The organism is Levilactobacillus namurensis (genome assembly GCF_032197885.1).
Classification (GTDB): Bacteria; Bacillota; Bacilli; order Lactobacillales; family Lactobacillaceae; genus Levilactobacillus; species Levilactobacillus namurensis_A.
In genome coordinates this window covers 273,101-296,640 of record NZ_CP134159.1, presented here as the reverse complement: position 1 = coordinate 296,640, position 23,540 = coordinate 273,101, and the positions used below count along the sequence as shown (strand labels likewise).

General features: G+C 55.7%; 14 protein-coding genes. 10 read left to right on the top strand and 4 right to left on the bottom strand.

Annotated elements, in window-relative coordinates; translation table 11 throughout:
• The first annotated feature begins 88 nt into the window (after window positions 1–88).
• The 3 genes from RIN67_RS01170 (at window position 89) to RIN67_RS01160 (ending at window position 3,151) form a co-directional block, all read left to right on the top strand.
• Window positions 89–247: a hypothetical protein gene (locus tag RIN67_RS01170; RefSeq protein WP_170206900.1), complete on the top strand. Its 159-nt coding sequence runs from the start codon at window positions 89–91 to the stop codon at window positions 245–247.
• A gap of 90 nt (window positions 248–337) precedes the next feature.
• Window positions 338–1,186: an aldo/keto reductase gene (locus RIN67_RS01165; protein WP_264999496.1), complete on the top strand. Its 849-nt coding sequence runs from the start codon at window positions 338–340 to the stop codon at window positions 1,184–1,186.
• Between the two features lie 501 nt (window positions 1,187–1,687).
• Entirely contained in the window at window positions 1,688–3,151 is a 1,464-nt protein-coding gene (locus RIN67_RS01160) for an ATP-binding cassette domain-containing protein (protein ID WP_264999497.1), read from the top strand.
• A gap of 80 nt (window positions 3,152–3,231) precedes the next feature.
• On the opposite strand, the gene RIN67_RS01155 is transcribed toward RIN67_RS01160, so the two are convergent.
• The 4 genes from RIN67_RS01155 to RIN67_RS01140 form a co-directional block, all read right to left on the bottom strand.
• Entirely contained in the window at window positions 3,232–3,660 is a 429-nt protein-coding gene (locus RIN67_RS01155) for an Hsp20/alpha crystallin family protein (RefSeq protein ID WP_056943649.1), read from the bottom strand.
• 331 nt (window positions 3,661–3,991) lie between these two features.
• On the bottom strand, window positions 3,992–10,843 hold the full coding sequence (locus tag RIN67_RS01150) for a DUF5776 domain-containing protein (protein WP_264999498.1): 6,852 nt from the start codon (window positions 10,841–10,843) through the stop codon (window positions 3,992–3,994).
• Window positions 10,844–11,082: 239 nt separating this feature from the next.
• Entirely contained in the window at window positions 11,083–12,141 is a 1,059-nt protein-coding gene (locus RIN67_RS01145) for a hypothetical protein (protein ID WP_313826091.1), read from the bottom strand.
• Window positions 12,142–12,535: 394 nt separating this feature from the next.
• Window positions 12,536–12,784: a hypothetical protein gene (locus RIN67_RS01140; RefSeq protein ID WP_146155107.1), complete on the bottom strand. Its 249-nt coding sequence runs from the start codon at window positions 12,782–12,784 to the stop codon at window positions 12,536–12,538.
• Between RIN67_RS01140 and secA2 the strand changes: the two genes are divergently transcribed.
• The 7 genes from secA2 to RIN67_RS01105 are packed head-to-tail and all read left to right on the top strand — an operon-like array spanning window position 12,763 to window position 22,613.
• The gene (gene secA2 / locus RIN67_RS01135; protein ID WP_313872935.1) at window positions 12,763–15,192 is read left to right on the top strand and encodes an accessory Sec system translocase SecA2; all 2,430 of its coding nucleotides are present in this window, start codon (window positions 12,763–12,765) and stop codon (window positions 15,190–15,192) included. The genes RIN67_RS01140 and secA2 overlap by 22 nt on opposite strands.
• Window positions 15,193–15,206: 14 nt before the next feature.
• On the top strand, window positions 15,207–16,442 hold the full coding sequence (locus RIN67_RS01130; protein ID WP_264999501.1) for a preprotein translocase subunit SecY: 1,236 nt from the start codon (window positions 15,207–15,209) through the stop codon (window positions 16,440–16,442).
• A 12-nt stretch (window positions 16,443–16,454) separates the two neighbouring features.
• On the top strand, window positions 16,455–17,993 hold the full coding sequence (asp1, locus tag RIN67_RS01125) for an accessory Sec system protein Asp1 (protein ID WP_264999502.1): 1,539 nt from the start codon (window positions 16,455–16,457) through the stop codon (window positions 17,991–17,993).
• Window positions 17,983–19,566 (top strand): accessory Sec system protein Asp2, encoded by a 1,584-nt coding sequence (gene asp2 / locus RIN67_RS01120; protein WP_313826092.1) that lies wholly within the window; start codon window positions 17,983–17,985, stop codon window positions 19,564–19,566. The genes asp1 and asp2 overlap by 11 nt, the downstream gene beginning before the upstream one ends.
• The gene (gene asp3, locus RIN67_RS01115; RefSeq protein WP_264999504.1) at window positions 19,563–20,315 is read left to right on the top strand and encodes an accessory Sec system protein Asp3; all 753 of its coding nucleotides are present in this window, start codon (window positions 19,563–19,565) and stop codon (window positions 20,313–20,315) included. Before asp2 ends, asp3 begins: the two co-directional genes overlap by 4 nt.
• Window positions 20,312–21,760: a glycosyltransferase gene (locus tag RIN67_RS01110; RefSeq protein WP_264999505.1), complete on the top strand. Its 1,449-nt coding sequence runs from the start codon at window positions 20,312–20,314 to the stop codon at window positions 21,758–21,760. The genes asp3 and RIN67_RS01110 overlap by 4 nt, the downstream gene beginning before the upstream one ends.
• On the top strand, window positions 21,750–22,613 hold the full coding sequence (locus RIN67_RS01105; RefSeq protein WP_313826093.1) for a hypothetical protein: 864 nt from the start codon (window positions 21,750–21,752) through the stop codon (window positions 22,611–22,613). Before RIN67_RS01110 ends, RIN67_RS01105 begins: the two co-directional genes overlap by 11 nt.
• Window positions 22,614–23,540: the final 927 nt, after the last annotated feature.

Sequence of the window (23,540 nt, the reverse complement as noted above, 5' to 3'; positions counted from 1 at the left end):
CATCTTAACCGAATCGCTAGCGATTAACAGTTGATGCCCAGAGTGGTTAAATGGAAGAGGAACCAAACCAACTTGGGGAGGAATTAACATGGGACATAAATCAACTGCTGTCATTTTATTCATCTTATATCTAGTCTTACTCTGGTGCATGGTCACGAACCGCAACATGCTCGCCATGTGGCTAATGACCGCCGGGATGCTCTTTGAGGCCACCGTGAACCTCTATGACCAGTTCAAACGGCACTAAGCCTTTTTCAGAAAGCGTTGTCATTTTAGTGGCTTTAGCCTAAACTAAGAAGTATGACTAACGGTGATAGACCGCTAAGGAGGACTCACGATGACGTTAAGTAACATCACAAATACCATTCAACTCGCTGACGGCAACCAGATGCCCGGACTGGGCTTCGGAACCTACCTGATCAACGACCAAGACACCATGGACCACAGTATTCAGACCGCCTGGGACGCCGGTTACCGACTGATTGACACCGCCATGTTGTACCGCAACGAAGACCTCTTGGGGACCTCGTTGCAGAAGCTCGGCTTGCCCCGCGAAGCGCTCTTTTTGACCAGTAAAGTGGCCGAAATCGTTCAGGGCTACGACCAGACCATGAAGGCCGTCGAAGGGTCACTCAAACGCCTGCAGACCAACTACCTGGATCTTCTCTTGATCCACTGGCCGGTCCGGGAACACTTCTTCGAGACCTGGAAGGCCCTCGAACAACTCAAGGCGAACGGCCAGGTCAAGTCCATCGGAGTCTCCAACTACACCATCGCGCACCTGGAACTGCTGGCGCTGAAGGCCAAGGAGATGCCCGTGGTCAACCAAGTGGAGTACCACCCCTACTTGAACCAGCAGGCCTTGGTCGATTACGACCGCGAACAAAACATCGTCACGGAAGCCTGGAGTCCCCTGGGACGGCGGGTGGTCTTAGACGACCCGATGATCGCCAAGATGGCGAAGCATCATCAAAAGACGGTCGCCCAAGTCATCTTGCGGTGGGAACTCCAACACGGCGTTCTGCCGATTCCTAAGTCCACGCACGCGGAACGGATCCAAGAAAACGCGGGAATTTTCGACTTCACCTTGGCCGAAGACGAAATGGGCATGATCGACCTGCTCAACAAGAACCAACGAACGGGGAACGAACCGGAAATCGTCTACGAAACGGGAAAGCAGTACTAAGCGAAATGGCTAGCCAGAGCAAGTGCCTGTACTTATTCTGTAATGACGTTTTGGCCCGATTTTATGGCAAAGCCAAGAATAGCTTTTCACGCGTTTTAAACTCATCAACTTGAATCGTTACCTTGCGGACGGAAACTCTTTCAACTTAGAGTTCCCGTCCGCTTTTTATCCCTCCTCATCTTCCATAAAGCTGACTTATCCATTGTCTTTTCCTCCCCAATTACCTATACTTAAATCAACTAAATTCGAAAGCCGGGTGACAACCTTGAAGAACGCACAACGCAACATGATCACACTTTGATTGGGTGCAGTCGCTCGGCTAATAAGGGGTGCTTTTTAGCACGCCCACGACGCGAATGCTCCCAGACGGTTCTGGTGACTTTCGCGTCTTTTTTTCGTCCTTTTTTAGCGTTCTCACCAGAACCGTTCCACACTGCCCTCCGGTGGGCCATTCCCCCGGAGAAGCCGATTCCGCAGAAGAATTGGCTTGGGAGATTACTTATGGGAACGATTCAAATTCAACACCTCTCTTTTCAATATCCAGGGGCCACACAGCCCCTATTCACCGACCTATCGACCAACTTCGACAGTCACTGGAAGCTGGGCTTAATTGGCCGGAACGGCCGGGGGAAGACCACCTTCCTCAACCTCTTGCGGGGACAACTGACCGGGACGGGCACCATCACCGCTCCGGTAACGTTCAACTACTTTCCCGCCGAAGACATCGACCCCACCCTAACGGTCATGCAACTGATGACCGCCACGGGCGCCGCTGACTGGCAAGCCACGATCGAGTTGACCAAGATTGGACTGCCGCCAGCCTGGGCCACTCGCCAATTCGGGAGCCTAAGCGGCGGCGAACAGACTAAGGTTTTACTGGCCCGCGGTTTCGTAGACGATACTGCTTTCCCGCTCATCGATGAACCCACCAACCACCTCGACCTAGCCGGCCGGACCGTGGTTGGCCAATACCTGCGTCACAAGCACGGATTCATCTGTGTCAGTCACGACGAACACTTCCTCAACCTCTTCGTCAACCACGTGATGGCCATCACCCCGGACCGGGTACACATCGTGGCCGGAACCGTCGCCGCCTGGCGCGCTGATAAGGCCCGCCAAGACCAAGCCGCCACCGCCAAAAACGCCCAACTCATCACCGACATTCACCACCTAACCCGCCGCGCCAATACGCAACGCGGGTGGTCTGAGCGCCGAGAGCGCGAGACCCACGATGCCAGTAGTCGACAATCCGCCGCCAAACTGATGCGCCGAGCTAAAGTGTTCGAACAGCGGACGGCCGACCGCACCGCCGAACGGCAAGGCCTCTTAGCCGACTTGGAGACCACCACCCCACTCACCACCAATGCCACCCCGGGACAGGGTCACCGTCTACTACTAAGCGCCCGCCAGTTTAGCTTACTCCGGGCCGCAGTCCCCCTCTTTGACCCCCTCGAGATTGACTTTCATCAAGGCGAGCAATTGGCCATTCTGGGGCCCAATGGTAGTGGCAAGACCAGTCTCATCGCCACCCTTTTGGGGCATACGTCTTTAGAACACACTGGTTACTTACAAAACGACCTCCCCGCGAACGTTGGCTATCTGGCCCAAGACTTTCACCACGTCATCCGCGACGTCGACTGGTCAGAGCTAAAGGCGAATCACCAACTGACCACCGTGTGGAACCTCATGCACCAACTGGGCGTTTCCCGGTCCCGACTACGGGCTCCGGCTAGCGAGTGGAGTATGGGGGAGGCCAAAAAGGCAGCCTTGGCCCTGACCCTGTGTCGGCCCCATGATCTCTTGGTCTGGGACGAACCCACCAACTACTTAGACCTCCCGGCTCGTGACCAACTCGCGGCCCTGGTGCAGACCGTTCGTCCCACCCTACTGATGATCGACCATGACGCCCAGTTCGTGACCACCACCTGTCCCCACCAACTCACCTTGACACCCTACCAGCACTAACATTAACCAAAAACGGGAAACACAGCTCACAGACTGTGTTTCCCGTTTTTTAGGGTGCTCTTCACTTTTATGCGTTAGGATTAGTCGATACTAATCTTGTGATGATCCTCGGATTCAGCTTCCTTAGGCAACGTCAACGTTAAGATACCGTTGGTGTACGTCGCGTTGACCTTCTTCAAATCGACGTTTGGCAGGTAGAAGGCCCGGGAAACGTTCTGGCTAGAACGTTCTTGCCGTAAGATCCGACCTTGGTCGTCCTTAGTCGCTTGGTCCACGTTCGTGCTACCGGAGATCCGTAACGTCTCATCGCGGTAGTCCACGTGAATGTCGTCCTTCTTGAAGCCCGGCATTTCCGCCGTAACCACGTAGTCCTTATCGTGTTCCACGACGTCTGTCTTCATTGGGTTATCGTTCCCGTTAAACAAGTCGCGGCCCAAGTTACCCACTTCGTTAAAGAAGTTCATTGGATTGAATAAGTCATCGTTCCGGTTCATCATTTCGTTGGTCATAATCAATAACCCCTTTCATGTCTTTTGTTTCTCTTTACATTGTCTATAATAGTTAGCATTGGTCAGAAATGCAAATAATTAGCACTCGCTTAATTGAGTGCTAATTATTTTCATCTATAGCCGATATAAAGGCGTTTAATGTGAAAGCTAACAGAAATCTATCTCAAGTATTTTTCTTTTTTACACCCGTGAAGGTCAAACTAAATCAAAAAAGTCCGGGATGAAATTCCCAGACTTTTTCTGTTCCTAATGATTCCGTGCTGAAGCGGGTGACCCAAGACAATCAGTGCGTGCTAACCGCCTTGGGGCCCACACTCCGTTAACCTAATCCTTAGGGTTTAAGCCGGCCAATCAACGTTGACAGGTTTGGCACCGTATAAGACCAGTGCGCGAATCGCTGGGTCTTCGGTAAGCCCAACGACCAGAGTCGGTGATGGGCGTGACGGCCTAGCTGGACCAATTCCCGGTTCGCCGTGACGTACTGCCCGTTGCTCAACTGGAAGCGGGTCGTGAGGTGATGGTGGACCAACCGGTAAACCGTCAACCACTGCCCTTTCGCGTAGTGTTGGCGTTTCCCCGTCAGATCCGGTCGTCGGTAACCGTTGATACCTTCCGGATTGATCACCAGCACCTTGACCTTGGTGTGAACTTGATGGAGGTAATAGGTCGGCCGCACGAAGTCCCACCGTGCCGTAATGTACCCCACCAGGCCATAGGTCTTGGACCCGTGGTTGACATCCCGTACCTTATACCGTAAGCGCCCATGCTTGGATAAGAACATCCCGATGACCATGAATTGGGCTTGGGCCGCATCAGCGTACTGGTGGTACCATGCCAACCGCTGTTGCGCACTAAAGGTCGGCGTACGATACAAGCCAATCTTGCGTACCGGATAGACGCTAAACCGCTGGAACGGCCGTGGCCGGTGTTGTTGGTGCGATCCGGTGTGCCCCGTTAGTTGGAGATTCCCCGGGTCAATCAAGTCCGTCGCCGTGGCCGTTAAGATAGGCCGCGAGACCGGATAGGACTGGGCGGGCGTAACCGTTGGCTGGGTCGGCGCGGGTTCCACTGAGGAAACCCAATCTGGAGTAGTTGGCGCAACTGACGTCCCCGGTTCTGGCCGGGTTGGCGTGGTGACCTGAGGGACGCTCGGTTGAGAAATATCAGGGTCAACCGGCGTTGTCGGGGACACGTGGGGATAACTTGGTAGCTGTCCCGTTGGTGGCGTGACCTGCGGCTGACTAGGCGTTCCCGTCCCCGTTGGTGTCGACCCACCGGCAGGCGGAAGTGGTGCCCCTGGTTGGGTGGGCGTTGGGGTGACCTGATCGAGTAGACTCACGCTAGCCTCACTGGTGAAGAGGTCAGCCGTCGACTGGCTTTGACTAGCCACGACCGACGCGCTAGCACTCAGTTCTTGCGAGGCAACTAAACTATCGGACGCAAGCACCTGCCCCCACTGGGCTAACGATTGGTCATCCTGCTGACGCAGCTTTAGCGAAGCGGAAGTAAACGCATCGAGGGCCGAATTGAACTCCGAGACACTGGTGAGATCATCGCGCAGATGCATTAAGGACCGGTCAGCCTGTTGGGCATTACTCAGGGAAGCCACCGTATACGCTTGGTTAGCCGAGGTGACCGCTTGCTGAATCGACGTTGAAGCCGAAGCCCAGGCCAATTCGGCACCCAGGGCGCTCAATGAGTGATCAACCGCCTGAGCGTTACTGGTTGAGGCAACGTTGAAGACCTGGTCGGCGGATTGAACCGCTTGTTGCACCGACGCATCCGCTAGAGACATCGCTATCGAAATCGACGTTGAAGTTGACGCGGAAATCAAAGCCGAACCTAGGGCGCTCAACGATTGATCAGTCGCTTGTTCATTACTGGTTGAGGCAATATTGAAAATCTGATTGGCAGATTGGATTGCTCGTTGGACCGATGCATCTGCCAGAGACATCGCTGTCGAAATGGATTGCGAGGTCGACGCCGAAGTCAACGCTGAACCTAATGCGCTTAGCGATTGGTCGTCGGCCTGTTCATTACTGGTTGAGGCAAGGTTGAAGACCTGATTAGCGGACTGAACTGCTTTCTGAACCGACGCATCCGCTAGAGACATCGCTGTCAAAATAGAAGCTGAAGTTGACGTGGAAGTCAACGCTGAACCCAATGCACTCAACGCCTGGTCATCTTCCTGAGAATTGCTGATTGAAGCGATATTGAAGACCTGATTGGCAGATTGGACTGCTTTCTGAACCGATGCATCCGCTAACGACATTGCCGTGGAAATTGACGCGGAGGTAGACGTCGACGCGGAGGCCGAACTCAAAGTTGACCCTAACGCACTTAGCGATTGGTCATCCGCCTGTTCATTACTGGTTGAGGCAATATTGAATATCTGGTCAGCGGACTGAACCGCTTGTTGTACTGACGCATCCGCTAGGGACATCGCTATCGAAATTGACGTTGAAGTTGACGCGGAAGTCAATACTGAACCAAATGCACTCAACGATTGATCGTCGGCCTGCTCATTACTGGTTGAGGCAACGTTGAAAACCTGGTCGGCGGACTGAACTGCTTGTTGTACCGATGCATCCGCTAACGATATCGCCGTCGAAATTGACGTTGAAGTCGAAGCCGAGCTTAGGGCCGAACCTAGCGCACTCAATGACTGGTCATCTGCTTGGGCGTTGCTAGTCGAGGCGATGTTGAAGACCTGATTAGCAGACTGGACTGCCTTCTGAACTGACGCGTCCGCTAACGACACCGCCGTGGAAATCGACGTTGAAGTCGAGGCCGAACTTAGGGCCGAACCTAGCGCACTTAGCGATTGGTCATCCGCCTGGGCATTGCTAGTTGAAGCAAGGTTGAAAATCTGATTGGCCGATTGGACTGCTTTCTGAACTGACGCGTCCGCTAACGATATCGCTGTTGAAATAGAAGTTGAAATTGACGCGGAGGTAGACGTCGATGCGGAGGCCGAGCTTAAAGTCGACCCTAACGCGCTTAGCGATTGGTCATCCGCCTGGGCATTACTGGTTGAGGCAAGGTTGAAAATCTGGTCGGCGGATTGAACCGCTCGTTGGACCGATGCATCCGCTAACGACATCGCCGTCGAAATTGACGTTGAAGTCGAAGCCGAACTTAGGGCCGAACCCAACGCGCTTAACGATTGGTCATCTGCTTGAGCGTTGCTGGCCGAAGCCTGGTTGAAAACCTGGTCGGCGGATTGAACCGCTTGCTGAACGGACGCATCCACCAAAGAATTCGCTATCGAGGTCAAAGTTGACCCCAACGTACTCAACGATTGATCATCCATCTGCGCGTTGCTGGCCGAAGCCTGGTTGAAGACTTGGTCGGCGGACTGGACCGCTTGCTGGACCGACGCGTCGGCTAACGATATCGCCGTGGAAATCGACGTCGAGGTCGAGGCCGAACTTAAGGCTGAACCCAACGCACTCAACGACTGGTCATCCGCCTGGGCGTTGCTAACTGAAGCTACCGTGAAAGTCTGATTGTTGGCATCAACCGTTGACTGAAGGGCGGCGCTCACGGATTGGTCCTGGAAACGGCTCGTAGAATCTGCCGCCATTTCCGAAGCCCACCCACTCAATGATTGCTCACTCTGGTGGGCTAACTGAACGGACTGGGAGTCGAAGACCGACAAGTTAGTCGCTAACGAAGCCGAGGCCGTCGACGCCACCACGTTTGCCATACTGGTCGACGCTTCTTGACTAATCACCGTTACCGTAGCCGACTGGTGGGCCGTTTCGCCACTAGCAGGATCCGTAAAGGTCAGTTCAACTTGGTGCGTCCCCGGCGTTAACTGGGCTACTTGGTCGACGGGCCCCGTAACCAATGCCGGGTCCTGGGGGTTCCCCAGGGCGTCCGTGACACTGGTGACTATGTCCGCCGGTTGAACCGACTGACCAGCCACGACTTGAACCGCATGGGTGGTCAAGTGCGGAATCAAGGTCACCGACGGCTTCAGGATTACCGTCCCTTTAGCAGTCGTCAATTGAGCTAGCGTCGGTACAGCTGCTGTCTTCGGCAGTCCCTGTTGAAGCTGTTGTAATAGGACTTGGATACCTTTGGCTGACAGCTGATACTGGTAATCCCCCACCCGAGCCTGGTCCTGGTCGACCGTGACCCAGTCGGACTGGAGTGTGATGGTTTTAGTCGATTGATCCGCCCACTGGAGCTGAAGTTGTGCGCCAGCCAGGTGCTGACTAGCCGGTTGTCCGTCATAGTTTCCCTCAACGGCTTGTAAGTTGACTGACGACACCGCCGTTTCTTGGGGCACCGGCGCATACTCAAACGTGACCGTTGTGGGGGCCACCTGAGTGGACACTAAGCGCCACTTAGCATCCGTAGATGGGCGGGTCAAGCGGTCAGCGTGGCCTTTAAGGACGTTGACCTTAGTATTATTTAGCTTGCTCATAGCCGTATTGCTAAATTTCGGTCCAAAAAAGCTGGTCCCGGTGGCTTTCGTGTAAATGGTCACTGTCTCTAGCTGGGACTGGTACCCGTCTTGAAAGATCTGACCAGGGGCGGGGGCACTCACGACACCACGCCATTCGTCTAAAACAGTCGATTGCTGCGGTAAGAAGACTTGGCCCGTCCCATCATTGCTGGCATCATGTTCATGGTAAGCGCCAGCTTGGGTAACCGGTGGTAAACTGCCATCTAAACTCTGTGCATCCTGTTGGTGGGCTAGCGCCTTCCCGTCATTAAACGCTTGATTGGCAAGGACTAATTCCCGTTGGTAGGCTTGGCCCGCTAAGCGCTGGCCCAGATCCAAAAGGGCTTGCTGAACTTGCGGGATATTTGGCGACGTCACCATGGCCCCGCTAAACATCAACATATCCGCCCAAGCATGCGTGATTGACGAGCCCACTTTCCAAGGTTGACTAGGGACACTGACCGGTCCCTGCTGCTGATGAACCGCATGATCCGCGGCTGCCATCCCTAGATACCCCGGTGCAAACGACCACATGGTCCCCCATAGTTGCTCATAGATTCCTAAGGTTGTGGTCATCCCCGGCATCCATTGCTTCGTAATGGGGCTCTGATACGTTAAGTTCTGTTGTTGCTGACTGACCCACTGTTCCGGGGCAGTCTGATTCGTGGTCAAATCCTGAACTGCCGCGGTCGCCGCGTTATATTCAGCCAGATACACTTCGTTAATGACCCGTTGAACCCCTACCGAATTTCGCGTATAGGTCGTGGTCCGACCCCCGGACGTAATCGTGTGTGACGCTTGCGTTCCCTGCAGAATCTGGTTTGCCTCCGCGGCGCTAATCGTTCCACTAGCCTGTAGTTGCGTCACAATGGCGGCTAAGTCTGGCTTACCCGTCCCACCTAGCGCATCCGTATTCGCAATGTTGATAACTTGGCCCAAAACTTTATAGGCCCAAGTGAACCCCGCTTGTTGAGACATGGTCGATAATTTGCCCGCAGTGTTGAACAGACTATTCGTAATGTTACCAGCGGTTTGTGCGTCTTTACCCTTGACGAAATTGGCGTACAACGGGTCATTGTCATTCTGTGCCCCAGTCGAATCGCCTTCCGCTAACATCTGCTGCAACGCATCGTTTTTACCGATCGTCCAGTTGTTTTCCAAGGCCGTAACCGCGTTGGCCCGGATTCCTTGGTAGATGTCCTCAAACAACGACGTGCTGACTAAGCCCGTCAGGCCCATGTTTCCGACCATGGTGGTAATGTTTTGGTTCAACTGAATCGCCTGGCTCAGAGTTTGCGGCGCGTAATCGTCGCCGTTGATGGCCCCACCCAACGATCGAATATCGGTCATCGCCTGGTGGGCAATCCCATCAATGATGTTGGGCGCAATGATCTTAACGTAGTCGGTAACGGTCTCGACCGCTTGAGCAATTTTGCTAGCAGCCACATTACCATCCGACTGGTATCCCAAAACGTCTTTAGCATAACCCTTATTTTCCCCTGTCGCCCAGGTCACGGCGACCCCCAGCTGACCACTAGAGGTGACCCCGGTCATACTGTTGGGATTATAGGTGACGTCATCGATCAGCTGATTGGCCGTCGTCGGATTCGTGGCTTTATCTTGAATCGAATCGATCCACTGACTCAACCCCTTGGCGAAGTTGAATAGGTAGTGGGTGTAGCCTTGGTTGTAGGCCGCTAAGTCTTCCCCCGTTAATTTCAAACTATTGTAGTTGTCATCATGCCAGAGCGGCGTAGCCTGACTATTGTCGACTAACTTACCGTCCCGATAGCTTTGATAAATCGTCGAGACTTTTTGAATGTTGCGGATAATCTTGGGCTCCGGCGTCTTAGAAGCCAGAAGACCCCCGGTAATCACGTTGACCATTTGGTTGGTGGTGTTGTTCACCGCGTTGGTCACCATGTGAAATGTATTATCGTAAGCGCCACCCAAAACGTCGTTCAGGTCCTTCGTTGCGTCATCCGCCCCTACTTGGTTCGGGGTCTTATTGGCCGTATTCAAAAAACCAGGCAACCAGCTACTCAGCATGGCCGTCGGCAACTTAAGATCCCAGACGTCCGGCTGTAGCACTGCCTGGTGCGTCGCTGGGGTTGCGGTCGTTGGGGTCACCACTTGAGTCGGCTGGGACGGTGCTTCACTTCCGGCGGTCGTCAGGGTCGACCCAGCCACGGCGGTAGGCGTTGCCCCATCCGCCACAGCGGTCGTCGAACTAGACGGTGTGTCTGCCGGAGCTGGCTTCGTTGAGGTCGCCGCTGTCGCAGTCGTCGGTGACGTGACTGACGTCGACTGAGTCGTTGACCCGGTCGGCGTTGGCTTTCCGGAAGCCGATTCCTGTTCGGTTACCGTCACCGATTCCGGCGATGTGGTCACCGACGTGGTCGCTGTCGACTGTTGATTCGCGGTACTCCCCGTGAGACTGGTACTTTCCAGATTACGTTGACTCGCTAGCGAGGTCGCCGGAATCGTTCCCTGCTTCTGGGTCGCTGTGACCGCATCATCTTCGACTTGTTGGGCCACTCCCGCTTGGGTCGCCGCCTTAGCCGCTACGGCCGGCGCCACCATTCCTAGACCAAAAAGACCGCCAATCGTTGAGAGCCCTGCCGTGACCCAATGAATGCCTGCCTTATACATCTTATAATGAACCTGTTGATTTGCCCGCACCAACTGTGTCGCCTGCTTCGACTTCAATCCTTTCAATAAGATCACCCCCGCAAATTCCTGCTCCTAATTGCTAACGTCATCGTAGCATGTCTGGCAGGATTCGCACCGTTCTGGGGGAAATCGGTTATTACAATAATTATTAAAAGCGCCAATCGTCCTACGCCGCGACCACATCCCAGCGGCCATACTTATTTTATCAAGTAAAAGTTCGCTAAAATATTAATCTAATAATAAAAAGTGGCCACAAAAGGGGCCGCCCAACGTTTGAGCGGCCCCTGAAAGCCCTATTTCAAATCTGCCGGAATCTCAAAATCCGGCGCCAGTAATTTCATTTCTGCAGCCTGCAGACCTTGGCGGGTGAACCAGCCATCCCGAATCAACCGGCCGAAACGGTTGACGTTGTTCAGCATCTGTTTTAACTCATCATCGCTAATGTTTTGAATCACGTCATCAATCTGGTCCAGACTGTCGATGGCGATGCCTAAGCCATTTTTCACGATAATGTCGGCCACGGCCGCTTGCCGCCAAACGATAATTGGCAAACCGTGCGACAGGTACATCGCGACCTTATGCGGATGGTTATACCGCGTGTAATCGTTGTACTTGTAGGACTCCGTATCGCTGTCCCAAGCCAGGCCAAACATCCGCGGCATCTCCTGAATCAGGTCCCAACGCCAGCGTTGACCCCGGAAGTCGATCTTGGGGTTGGCGTCTAGCTTCTTATCCAACTCGTCGTCGGTCACCCCAAAGACCGTGATGGGGGTCTCGTGGTCCCAATCCGCTAAGTAGCGCGACTTCAGGATGTTGCCCGCCAGCACCACGCCGCGGTGGAAGTCTTCGAACTTGGTCTCGTAGCGGTCGTCGTCGTGGTTGGTGTCCAGGTAGTCCAGTAAGTACTGGCAGACCATGGGCGTGGTCACACCCAGTTCCTTTAACTTATCGGCCATCCGCCGGTTGTGAACAATCAAGACATCGCATTCGTTGAAGTAGCCGATCTCGTCGATCCAAGTCGGTGCCTGCTGGTCACGCATGGTGGCCACGTCGTGCACTAGGCAGATCAACTGAACGCCACAGCGGTGCATCTGTTCCACGAAGAACGTGTCGAACCGTCCACTATTTAAAGAAGGAAACTGGTACACCACGAAGTCGCCCCGTTCGAACGCCGCGGTGATCCCGTCGATGCGGGCCAGCATCGCGTCATCGGATTCCCCGACGTCATTATACCGAAAAATATTCGCAACTTTATACCCCATCGCCTCACCAATGTTAGCGATATCTTGTTTTGCCTGGCGCGTGGCATCAAAGGTCCGCCCCTGCACAATATCCGTTATCCACTTTTGCATAAAGAGTTCTCCCATCCATTCCGAGACCTGATTAGTGTCTCCCGGTTCGAGGCACCATCATTGCCCACATCGGGCCACCGTTTATTAGCTTAATTATAGCGACCCGCCACCCTTAAAATCAATCACTAACTCGACGAAAAAAGGCCAGCTAATGCCCGATCATTTTCCGGCCAGCTGACCACTTACTCACCATTAGCTCTCTGGGGGAACTGACGGCGCATGTTTTTTCACTTTCCGGCCCACAACGCGTATAGTAGAAGTGATAGCCCTTTCAGGCTATCCACCGGTTTCCGGTTGCACGTGTGCGGGGACTTCACGATTAACAACTCACAAAATCTTTCAGAAATCATTTACAGGCGGTCCCATAACGTGACGTATTGACCTCTGACTCCCCCTAAAACATATTTGCCATCGGGTATAGGATCCCCGCTAATACGATAATGGCAATGGTCACTGAAATTACCACGTTCAAGGCTTTCCCCGAGGATTTTTTATCTTCCTTGGGCACCTCAACGTAGTGTTCCTCCTGCTTCATTCTGGAAGAAATGTCGTTTTTCAACATTCCCTTATTTCTATCACTCATCATGCTATAATTATAACCATCGATGAGTTTTAAAATCAATGAATTGGGTTCAATATCCAAGGAAAGAACTGATACGTATGCCGTTCGTTCACCATCACACACCAAAACGATACGTGCGTCAGATGCGTGCCGTCAATGCGTTAACTGATAAATACCGTAAAATGTCCGATGAGGACCTCAAGGCCCAAACCACCCTTTTTCGGGAACAGTTAGCCGCCGGCAAGTCCCTAGACGCCATCAAGATCCCCGCCTTCGCCGTGATTCGGGAAGCCGACCGCCGGGTGCTGGGCATGTTCCCCTTCGACGTCCAAGTCCTGGGCGCACTGGTCATGCAGGACGGCAACGTTGCCGAGATGAAGACCGGGGAAGGGAAGACTTTAACCGCCACCCTGCCGATGTACCTCAACGGCTTAAGCGGCAGCGGGAACTTCCTGGTTACCGCCAACGAATACTTAGCTTACCGGGACGCCCAGGAGATGGGCAAGGTCTACCGGTGGCTGGGGCTGACCGCCGTCGCCGGGGTCGCGCCAGCCGGGGGGGACCCCCACGACCGGGACCTCAAGAAGATCTATCAGGCCGATATCGTCTACACCACCAACTCCACCCTGGGCTTCGACTACTTAATGGATAACTTATCCGGGACCGCCGACGAGCAGTTCCTACAGGGCTTTCATTTCGCCCTGCTCGACGAGATCGACGCGGTCCTCCTAGACTCCGCCCAGATGCCCCTAGTCATCTCCGGGGCACCGCGGGTCCGTTCCAACCTCTTCGGCATCGCCGACCAGGTCATCTGTCTCTTACGCGAAGACGTCGACTTCAAGCGCAGCAACGACCACAAGAAAGTCTGGTTCACCCCTAGTGGCATCGACCACATGGAAGAGTACCTGGGCCTAGACGGCCTGTTGACCGAGAAACACCGGACCCTTTACCGCCACCTAGTCTTGGCCCTCAAGGCCCACCAGACCCTGACCCGCGACCGAGATTACGTGGTCGATGAAGACGGGGTCTCCTTGCTGGATCTCTCGAACGGTCGAAAGTTGGCCGGGATGAAGCTGGAAGCCGGCCTCCACCAGGCCTTGGAAGCTAAGGAACTGGTCCCCGTCAGCAACCAGACCCGGACCATGGCCTCCATCACGTTCCAGAACCTCTTTCGGATGTTCAGCCACCTTAGCGGGATGACGGGGACGGCCATGACCGACGCGGCGGAGCTTCAAGAGACCTACCGGCTGTCCGTCATCGCCGTACCTACGAACAAGCCCAACCAACGGGTCGACTTACCCGACCGGCTCTTCTTCAGCACCCAAGCTAAGCTGGAACACGCCGTGGCTCTGGTCAAGGACGCCTATACCAAGGGGCGGCCAGTCTTAGTCGAGACCGGGTCCGTGTCCTTATCGAACCTCTTCTCCCGGATCCTGCTCCGCGAAGAAGTCCCCCACAACCTCTTGAACGCGCGGAGTGCCGCCAAGGAAGCCTTGATTGTCAAGGAAGCCGGGCAACCCGGCGCGATTACCGTCGCCACTTCCATGGCCGGTCGGGGGACCGACATCAAGCTAGGCAAGGGTGTCAAGGAACTCGGCGGCCTGCTGGTAGTGGGGACCGAACGGATGAACAGTGCCCGGGTCGACAACCAACTGCGGGGTCGGGCCGGCCGGCAAGGGGCACCCGGTGAGACCATCTTCATGGTCTCCATCGAAGACGCCATCTTACAAGAACACGGTCCCAAGTGGCTCCGGCGTTACCGGCGCCGGGTGGCTAAGGCCAAGGCCAATCATCAGCCCATCCCCAAGGTCCGCTACCCAATCACGGGGCACTACCGGTTCAAGCACTTAATCACCAAGGCCCAACATAATGCCGAACGGGACGACCGGCAATCCCGGACCCAGACGTTGCAATACGCCGAGATTATGCGGGTCCAGCGGGACACCATCTACCAGACCCGTAAACAGATCATGACGGCCCCGGACCTGACGGACATGCTGAACAGTGTCTTTAAAATGGCCACTAGGGCCTTCGTGACCGCCCATCCCCAACCGACCCGCAGTGAACTGGCCGACTACGTGCTCAACACCATCGACAATCACTTAGTCGTGGCCGACAGCATCGACCAGAACTGGCACCCGGATAAGCCTAAGGAAACGGCCCCGTTTTTACAACAGCTAATGGTTGACCAATTAACTAAAAAACTCGAAAATATTAAAGAAGACCAACAACTGTATTTTGAACGGATGTGCCTCCTAAAGTCCCTCGACAACGCCTGGATCGACCAAGTCGACATGCTGCAACAGTTACGCCAAATCGCGACTAACCGCAGCACCGCCCAACACGATCCGTTGCTGGAATACCTCAAGGACGGCCGCAAGTCCTTCGCCGAAATGAAGGAGACCTTTGCGCGCCGGGCCGTTCAGAACCTCTTATTATCAGAACTTCAATTTAAAGCGGACGGGAGCATTGACGTGACCTATCCCTAGAAAGGTGATTCCTTGTGCATCGTTATCGTGAATTCTTAACCAGCCTCGGGTGGACCGCTCTGATCCTCGCGGTCTTTGTCATCGGACAGACCATTCCGCTCCCGAATATCGACCTGTCGTCGGCCAAGAAAGCCGTCGACCACGTCACTTTTCTGCGCCTCTTCGCCAACGTGACCGGGAGTGACTTCTCGAACCAAACGCTCTTCTCCGTGGGGATGGGGCCCTTCATGAGTGCCATGATCATCTGGCAGGCCATCCAAGCCGTCGGGGATGAATTCATCGGCCACCTCAGCCCCCACCAAGTCAGCATCGGTAAGTACGGCATCACCCTACTCTTGGCGATCGCCCAGTCCTTCCAGCTGGTCTACTTGGTCCGTGATTCGCTCAAGCACTTCTATTTACCCGGAACCACCTACGACCTAACCTTCGTCGGTAGTATGGTCATCCTAATCGCCGGCGCCATGTTCGTGGCCTGGCTGGCCAACCTCAACGCCGCCATCGGGATCGGGAGTAGTGTCGCATTGATCATCCCCGGCATCGTCCGGGGGATTCCCAACAACCTGATGCACGGCTTCGGGGACGCCGAGACCGTCGCCATCAAGCTGACCCCGACCTCGATCACCATCGCCGTGATTTTGGCGGCCATCTTCCTGGTCTTCAGTGTCGTGACCAACGCTGCCGAACTCCGATTGCCGGTCGAACGGCCCATGCTGGACCGCGAACACTCGAACTCCTACCTGCCGATCAAGTTCCTGACCTCGGCGGGGATGCCGTTCATGTTCTCCAGCTCCCTGTTCATGTTGCCGCGTTACTTCATTAATCAGGCCACCGGTCCCAAGACACCCCTGCAGCACTTCATCGCGACTTGGTTCTCCTACCGGACCGTTCAAGGCATTATCATGTACGCCGTGGTCCTTTTGGTCTTGAACTACGCCTTTGGGTACATCAACTTACAGCCGACCCAGCAGGCCAAGACCTTAAAGGAAAGTGACGACTACCTCTTAGGGGTCTACCCCGGAGACGCTACCGAAGCTAAGATCATGCAACACTTTAACCGGCTCACCTTTTTATCGAACTTTGTGATGCTCTTCATCGGTGTCGGCCCGCTCCTGGTCGGTCTCTTCTACCCCGCCGCCACCAACTACTCGCTCTTCTTGGGCTCGATGATGATCCTCGCGGGGATGTCCATCGGGGTCACCGACCAGATTCACGGATTGCTCACCAAGAACCGTTACCGGATTTTTGACTAAGGAGGTATCCCGATGACCGTCATTATTCCAGCGTGGTCCCGCGATGCCCTCAAACTCGCCGATAATCCTATCGTGAAATTAGCCCAGTTATTCAGCCATCACCAACTCGACACGGAACTATTGCTCTTGCAGCCCCTTCCTTGGTTGCGGTACCAGTTGCAACAGAACCACCTGAGTGCCCTCGACTGGTGGAACGTCTACGATGACATCCAACACGTTCACCGAACCAGCGGCTTACCGCTAGGGCTCGAGGACCTTAACCTGCCGCAAGGAACTGAATTCGCTTACGTGGGCGCCACCGTCCTGCTCTACCGGGAAGGTCGGGTCCGCGGTACCGTTCACTTCCACCCGGCCGGGTTCGTCAGCCGTGTCGACCTGCTCAACGACCTGGGCCAGCGGGTGCTTAAGGTCTACGACGACCGCGGCTTTTGCTCCACCCAGACCACTTATAGTCTGCGTAACCACCGGATTGAAACCCTCTGGTTCGACCCCAACGGCGCCGTGGTGATGCGCCGTAAAGACACCCCCGAAGTGCAGCTCTTAGACGCTTCCGGCCAAGTCACCAACACCTACGACTCGCTCGAGGCCCTACTGACCGAACGGGTGATGGCGCACCTTAAGGACCGACACGACCTGATCATCAGTGCGGCGAACCCCGTGACGGCCGAGATTCTGACCGTCATCGCCCGTCAGCACCGTCTGGCCTACCTCTTGGACACCCGGGTCGCACCAACCTTACCCGACGACCTCTTCGACGCCGTCGAGCGGGTGGTGGCCCCCACCGAACAGATGGCGGCCAAGTTCCAGCAGGTCAACGCCAACCTAGACACGCCGGTCGACGTGGTCTCACCTTATGCGACTAAGCTGGCACTGGGCAACAGTACCGAACTGCCGGAGACCACCATCGCTTGGGCGGTCAACCACTTATCGGCCAGCGCGCAGGTTCTGGTAGGGCGCCAGCTGGTCAACTGGTTGGTCCAAGACGACCAACACGTCATCAGCGTGATTGCGACGTCCAAGGTCTCGGCGGACCGCTTGGCCCAGCAATTCAAGCAACAGATTCTAAGTGCCGCCACCATCGATGCGGACTCCGCCGATGGCCGCCTGATTGACCTGATACTCTACCAACTGGCCCACCACCAACCCTTGACGGGACTGGGTACCCAGATTCCTAAAGAACTCCAGACCGTCATCGGCCAGCTCCAGCGGGTCCAGGTTCGTTACCGGGTCTCCGACCATGACCGGGAAGCCATCCTCAGTAGCGCCCGGCTCTTGATCGACCTGGGCGACATCCCCGACCTGCAACTACAGATTGCCGCCATCAGCGCGGGCATCCCGCAGATCAACCGGGTCGCGACCGGGTACGTGGCCGACCGGCAGAACGGCCGAATCGTCGCTCACCTGGACGAATTACCCCAGGCGCTGGACTATTACCTGGCCACCCTGATTCACTGGAACCAGAGTCTGGTCAAAAGCATTGGGTTCCTGGAACAACTGGCCGAACCCAAGCTACTCGCTTATTGGAAAGGGGTCATGACGTATGGCAAATAAACGACAGATGCCAGTGGTTCAACTGGGCGGCCAACCCGTCCTGTCCGCTGACAGTCTCGATGACGCATTTCAATGGGTCTACCGCCCCGACCACGCGGACGATCCCACCAGTCCGAAACTAACTTTGACCGCCAACGGCCAGATCACCCCAGCCTGGCGCAATGCCCTTTTTCTGTTACCCAGCGATGACCCCACCTGGGGCGACTTCGCCACCCTCTCGGCGTTACCCGCGAACCACATTCTCTACGACCAACAGGTCACGCTCGACGCCGACCTCCAAGACCTGTTCGCGTTAAAGGGCGCTTTCCCCGCCGACTTGACCGATACCGCCAATCTGGCAGCCCTGATCAACCGGGACTGGTTCCCCGGACAAGACGCCTTCAAGTTGGACCACGGGAGTCTCCGGGTCCTGGGAAGCTTCGACGGGGACGTGACCCGTTTCGGTCGTTACCACCTACGTCTCAGCGGCAACTTCGGCCCCGACCTTCAGCCGGTCGCCATCTGGGAGACTCAGGGATACGCCCCTCGGAACTGCGACCTGACCTTTCAGGCCGAATGCCAAGCGAGTCCGGACCTCACCGTGCGCTACCAGCTGACCCTGATCAATCAGCAGTCCGCCCGCCCGATTCGCACGGTGACCTTCGACCCCGCCGAGTACCCGCTAGGCAAGACCCTGCACATGGACGAAACTGACTTTTATTACACTCTTAGCGTCCTGGTCAAGGGACAGGGCCAACTCGACATCGGACTGGTGCACGTCGCCAAGGCCCGCGAGCGGTTCGGCCAGCTCTTTCCGGGCGGTCACCTGGCCCACGTCCCCGACAGCTTCAACGACAACTTCTACTACTACTTCGATGCTGGCGACATGCGCCCACCCCTGAACGTCTACTTCAGCGGGTTCAACATGGCCGACCACTTCGAAGGGAACTTTATGATGGAAAGCTTTGGCGCGCCCTTCCTCTTGATCAGCGACCCGCGGCTCAACGGTGGGGGCTTCTACATCGGTTCGGAAGCCTTTGAGACCAACCTCCTACACGTGATTCAAGCGACCTTACACCGGCTGGGCTTTGCGGACGACGAGCTGATTCTTTCGGGGATCTCCGAAGGGACCACCGCCGCCATGTACTACGGCGCCCAACTCGCGCCCCGGGCCATCGTGGCCGGCAAGCCCCTGATCAACCTGGGGACCACCGCCACCAACGGTCGAATCAAGCGGACTCAGGACTTCCAGCCGTCCTTCGACCTGTTGCTCTCGCATACCGGCGATGTCACGCCCGAAACGGCGCAGGCCTTGAACGACCGGATCTGGAAGGTCATTCATCAGGGGGACTTCAGTCAGACCACCTTCGCCATCGCCCACATGTACCAAGACGACTTCGACAACACCAGCTTCTCGCAACTCTTCGACTGGGTCACTACCAGCTTCCCGCACGTCCGATTCCTGCATAAGGGCATCCAGGGCCGGCATAACGATAATACGCCGGCCATCAACGCCTGGTTCATTAAGCAGTACCGGATGATCCTCGCGTCCGAATTCCAACGGCACTTTACCGAAGAGGGGGTGGCCCAATGAGTCTCGCCTACCTCTTACTCTGGCCGACCAACCTGCGCAACACCTACGAATACGGGTGCCAAGTCACGGCCACGCCCGACCGGGTCATCACCTACCGCGCACCGTTGATGCCGCCCGGTGAAGTGATCCACCAGTGGGAATCCCGCCGCAACTTCGCCGCAACCCACAACACGGCGGACCTCCCGATTCTCCAACCGGGACAGTCCTACTACTTGACCGGGAACGTCGCCGTGGACGACGGTGGGGTCTACCTGCGGATTCGCTTCTTCGATGACACGGGCACTCACCTGACCGACGCCATCTTAGACGGCATCCAGGGACACTTCGAGATGCCCCTAACGGCGACCGACTACACCATCGAACTGGTCAACACCCACCACCAACAAGTCGTCTTTCGGTACCTGTTGTTGATGGATGACCTGACGGCGGAGGCCTACACCTTCACCGTCAACCAATTCGCAGGCACCGTGCTGGCCACCACGGGCGACGCGACCGCGCCCCACGTAGCCTTGGTGATCCGCCAAGGCGGGACCAAGCCGCTGCCGCTAATGGCCGACCACACGAACTTTATCTGTTACGCATCACCCCATCAGCTCAGCGATGTCCACTGGGTCGATAAGCTCAACCAAGAGCTCGATGACTTCTTAGCTGCCCACCCCACCACATCCCGGAGTGATTCGGGACTGGCCGACTGGCAGGCCAAGTTAGCGCATTGGCAATCATTAACGTTTCAGGAGGATGAAAAATGATATTTTTTGTAAACGGAACGATTGGCATGGGAAACTCCGGTGTGGAACACGCCGAATTCTACCGGGGCAAGGTCCTCAAGCAAGCCGGCATCGACTACCGCTTCTTATTCTATCGCCTTAACCGGGACCTCCAAGCCCCCATGCGGCGTTGGGGCTTAGGCAATGACCAGGTCATCAACATGTGGGAGTACTTTACCCTAGGGGAAGACTACTTAAAGCACGGTGTCCAGACGTTCCACAAACATAGCACCAAGCTGGTCATCGACTCGACCAACACCCACCGGAAACGCGACACCTACACGGAAAGCGGCCTGCACGTGGTCGACCACATGATCAAGCACCCCGACATCCACAAGAAGTCTAAACTCTTATTGGTGGGCTCCAACCACGTCGAAATCTTTAACATGAACACCCACCAACGCATGGCGAACTTTCAATTCTACGATGACCCGCACCGCAAGGTCATCATCCGTAACATCCACCTCTACCACCAAGCTGGCGGTGAACACCTCTTCTTCTCAAACGGGATGCAGCTGATTCGCTACTTCTTCGAGCGGCTGAACCTGGCCTACAACCAGAAGAACATCTACATGATCGACCGGGGGATCGACCCCGAAGTCGCCCTGTTCAACATGGCGTCCGACAAGCTCAAGGTAATCAACGTGATCCACGCCGACCAGTTGAACAACCGCAAGGACCCCCGCTACCCGCTGTTCAACAACTACAACGAGTACCTGTTGACCCACCTGGACCAGGTCGCCAAAGTCGTGGTCGCTACCGAACGGCAACGCCAAGACATGCTGGTCGACTTCCCGGACCGTGGCAACCAGATCGTCACGATCCCCGTGGGAGGTGTGCGGGACAACCCGCAGATCGACCTCGACCGAAAGCCGGGCGACCCCATCAAGTTCATCACGGCATCGCGGTTGGCGATTGAAAAGCACGTGGACTTCATCGTGAAGGCCCTGGTCAAGCTCCACGACGAAGATGGGGTCAACCTGACGCTAGACATCTACGGGGCCGGGGAGGAACAGGGCCGCATCAAGAAGGCCATCGAAGACGGCAACGCCGGTGATTACATCACCTTAAAGGGCCAATCCGCCGAACTCGACCAACAGTACCCGCAATACGACGCCTACCTCTCCGGGTCCTACTCCGAAGGGTTCGGGCTGACCTACATCGAAGCTTTGAACGCCGGTCTGCCCATCGTGACCTTTAACGCCCGGTTCGGGGCACAGGAACTAGTCACGGAAGGCCAAAACGGCTTTCTGGCGGACTTCAGCCGGACCGACCCCGACTATAGTGTGGAACAGCTGCACCAAGCGCTTCAGCGTTTCATGGCGGCCGACTACCACACGTTACGGGTCAACACCCAGGAGATGGTCAAACGCTACCAAGACCACGTGATTGCAGCAGATTGGAGGAAATTAGTCGATGCGCTATGAACTTGTAAACGGTGTGCACACCAATACGGATATTTGGCAACAAGAAAAGAAGGTCCTGGAGGCCGATAACCTCCACCTGCTCTCCATCGCGTCCGCCCCGAACTTTGCCGGGACCATGCGGCAACAGGGCATCAAACACGCCGTAAACCTCTACGACGTGATCACCAAGCGGACCACCTACGACCCGGACGATTACCTCTTCTTCAACCGGGCACCCGTTCCCACCGGCACTAACATTCTGATGAACGCCGATGGCTTCTTGGCCCTGGAATACGACGGCGCCCCCATCGGTCGGATGCACCTGTACCCGGGCACCAACCGGGCGGTCAAGGAAATCGACTACTTCAACCCGGACGGGACCAACGACCTGATTGAAGAATACGCGACTGACGGCCGGCAATACACCCAATTACTCTACGATGAAGGCAAGCCACAAGAGTTCCAGTTCCTCAACTTGAAGAAGCAACCCGTGATTCGGTACTACTATTACGAAAACGTCCTGAACTACGTGACCATCGAAGATCCGGAGACGCAAGACGTTCTGGAACACTACGACAACCTAGGCGAATTCGTCTCGCGCCAAGTCGCCCAATTCCTAACGGTCCAAGACCAGGTCACGGTCTGCTACTTAGGGGTCGAAATGATGGCCTTGCGGTACGCGCCATCGCACAACATCCTACGGCTCTCCGAAGACCCCATCGACCAACAAGGTGAAGTCCGGGGGAACCTCTTAGGCATCCTCAATAACGACATCGCCTACATTCAAGAGGTTCAAATGGACCAGGCGGCCTACAACGCCCTGGCCCTCCGCAACATCAACCTATCCAAAGCAACCGTGATTGCGGACGACTAACCCTGACTGTGCTAGCCACCCTCTCGGCTGACACTCACACTAACGTTCGCACCCGATTTAAAATCACGATACCAATAAAAAACAGGCTTCCCAAGAACCTAATCGATTCTTGGGAAGTCTGCTTTTTGACTAATGGCGTCGTTGTCGATAGCGCCGTTGCAATCAGTAAGCCTGCGAGACCAATGAGCCCCCGTTTGAGTCCGACAACCATGGTGACGTTCCCCCCTACCGTGTGAGTCTCCCCCTTACAGAACACGATAATCGGCATTTAGCAGAACGTCAACGGTACCGTCATTCATGATATCTTCTGAAAATCAGTAGCACCACCAAAATCAGCGGCGCAAATACGAACTTCACCCCCGCAACGGCTAACTGAACCCCGGCATAGTCCGCCGGATCCGCGTGCAACGGCCGCCGCAGTTGGCTGTAATCTCGCGAATGCCGCCTGGGTGGCTGATAGTCTGGAGATTGCCATCGCGCCAAGTCCGCCCAAAAGATGCGCACCCAAGGAAACAGAAGGTAGCAGCCCGAAAAGTACCACGAACCCCCGTCCCAATTAAAGATGAACGTCCCCCAAACGAACCGGGAATTTAGGAGAACAAGCCCTAGATAAAGCGGGGCGCCCACTAAGTACCCCTTGATTCCCGCACGCCACTGCGTCCTAAGTGGCTTCCCGCATCTTCCCCGCATCGCCATCCCCTCCCCGGCTAAAACTTGCGACCATTATACGGAGAACGCCCACTCCGTTAGACGCTCACCACTGCGTTCCGTGGTGTTTGGTCGTTCACTAAACCAACAGTCGCTGACCTCAAAATAGGGATCATGGTGTCCTGGATTGCTCAGTTAGCAGCTCATCTGGCCACCAATCGCCCGCAAACAGCCCCAACGCAAAAACGTGTTCAGCGCCGCCCCACCGGGAAGCACTGA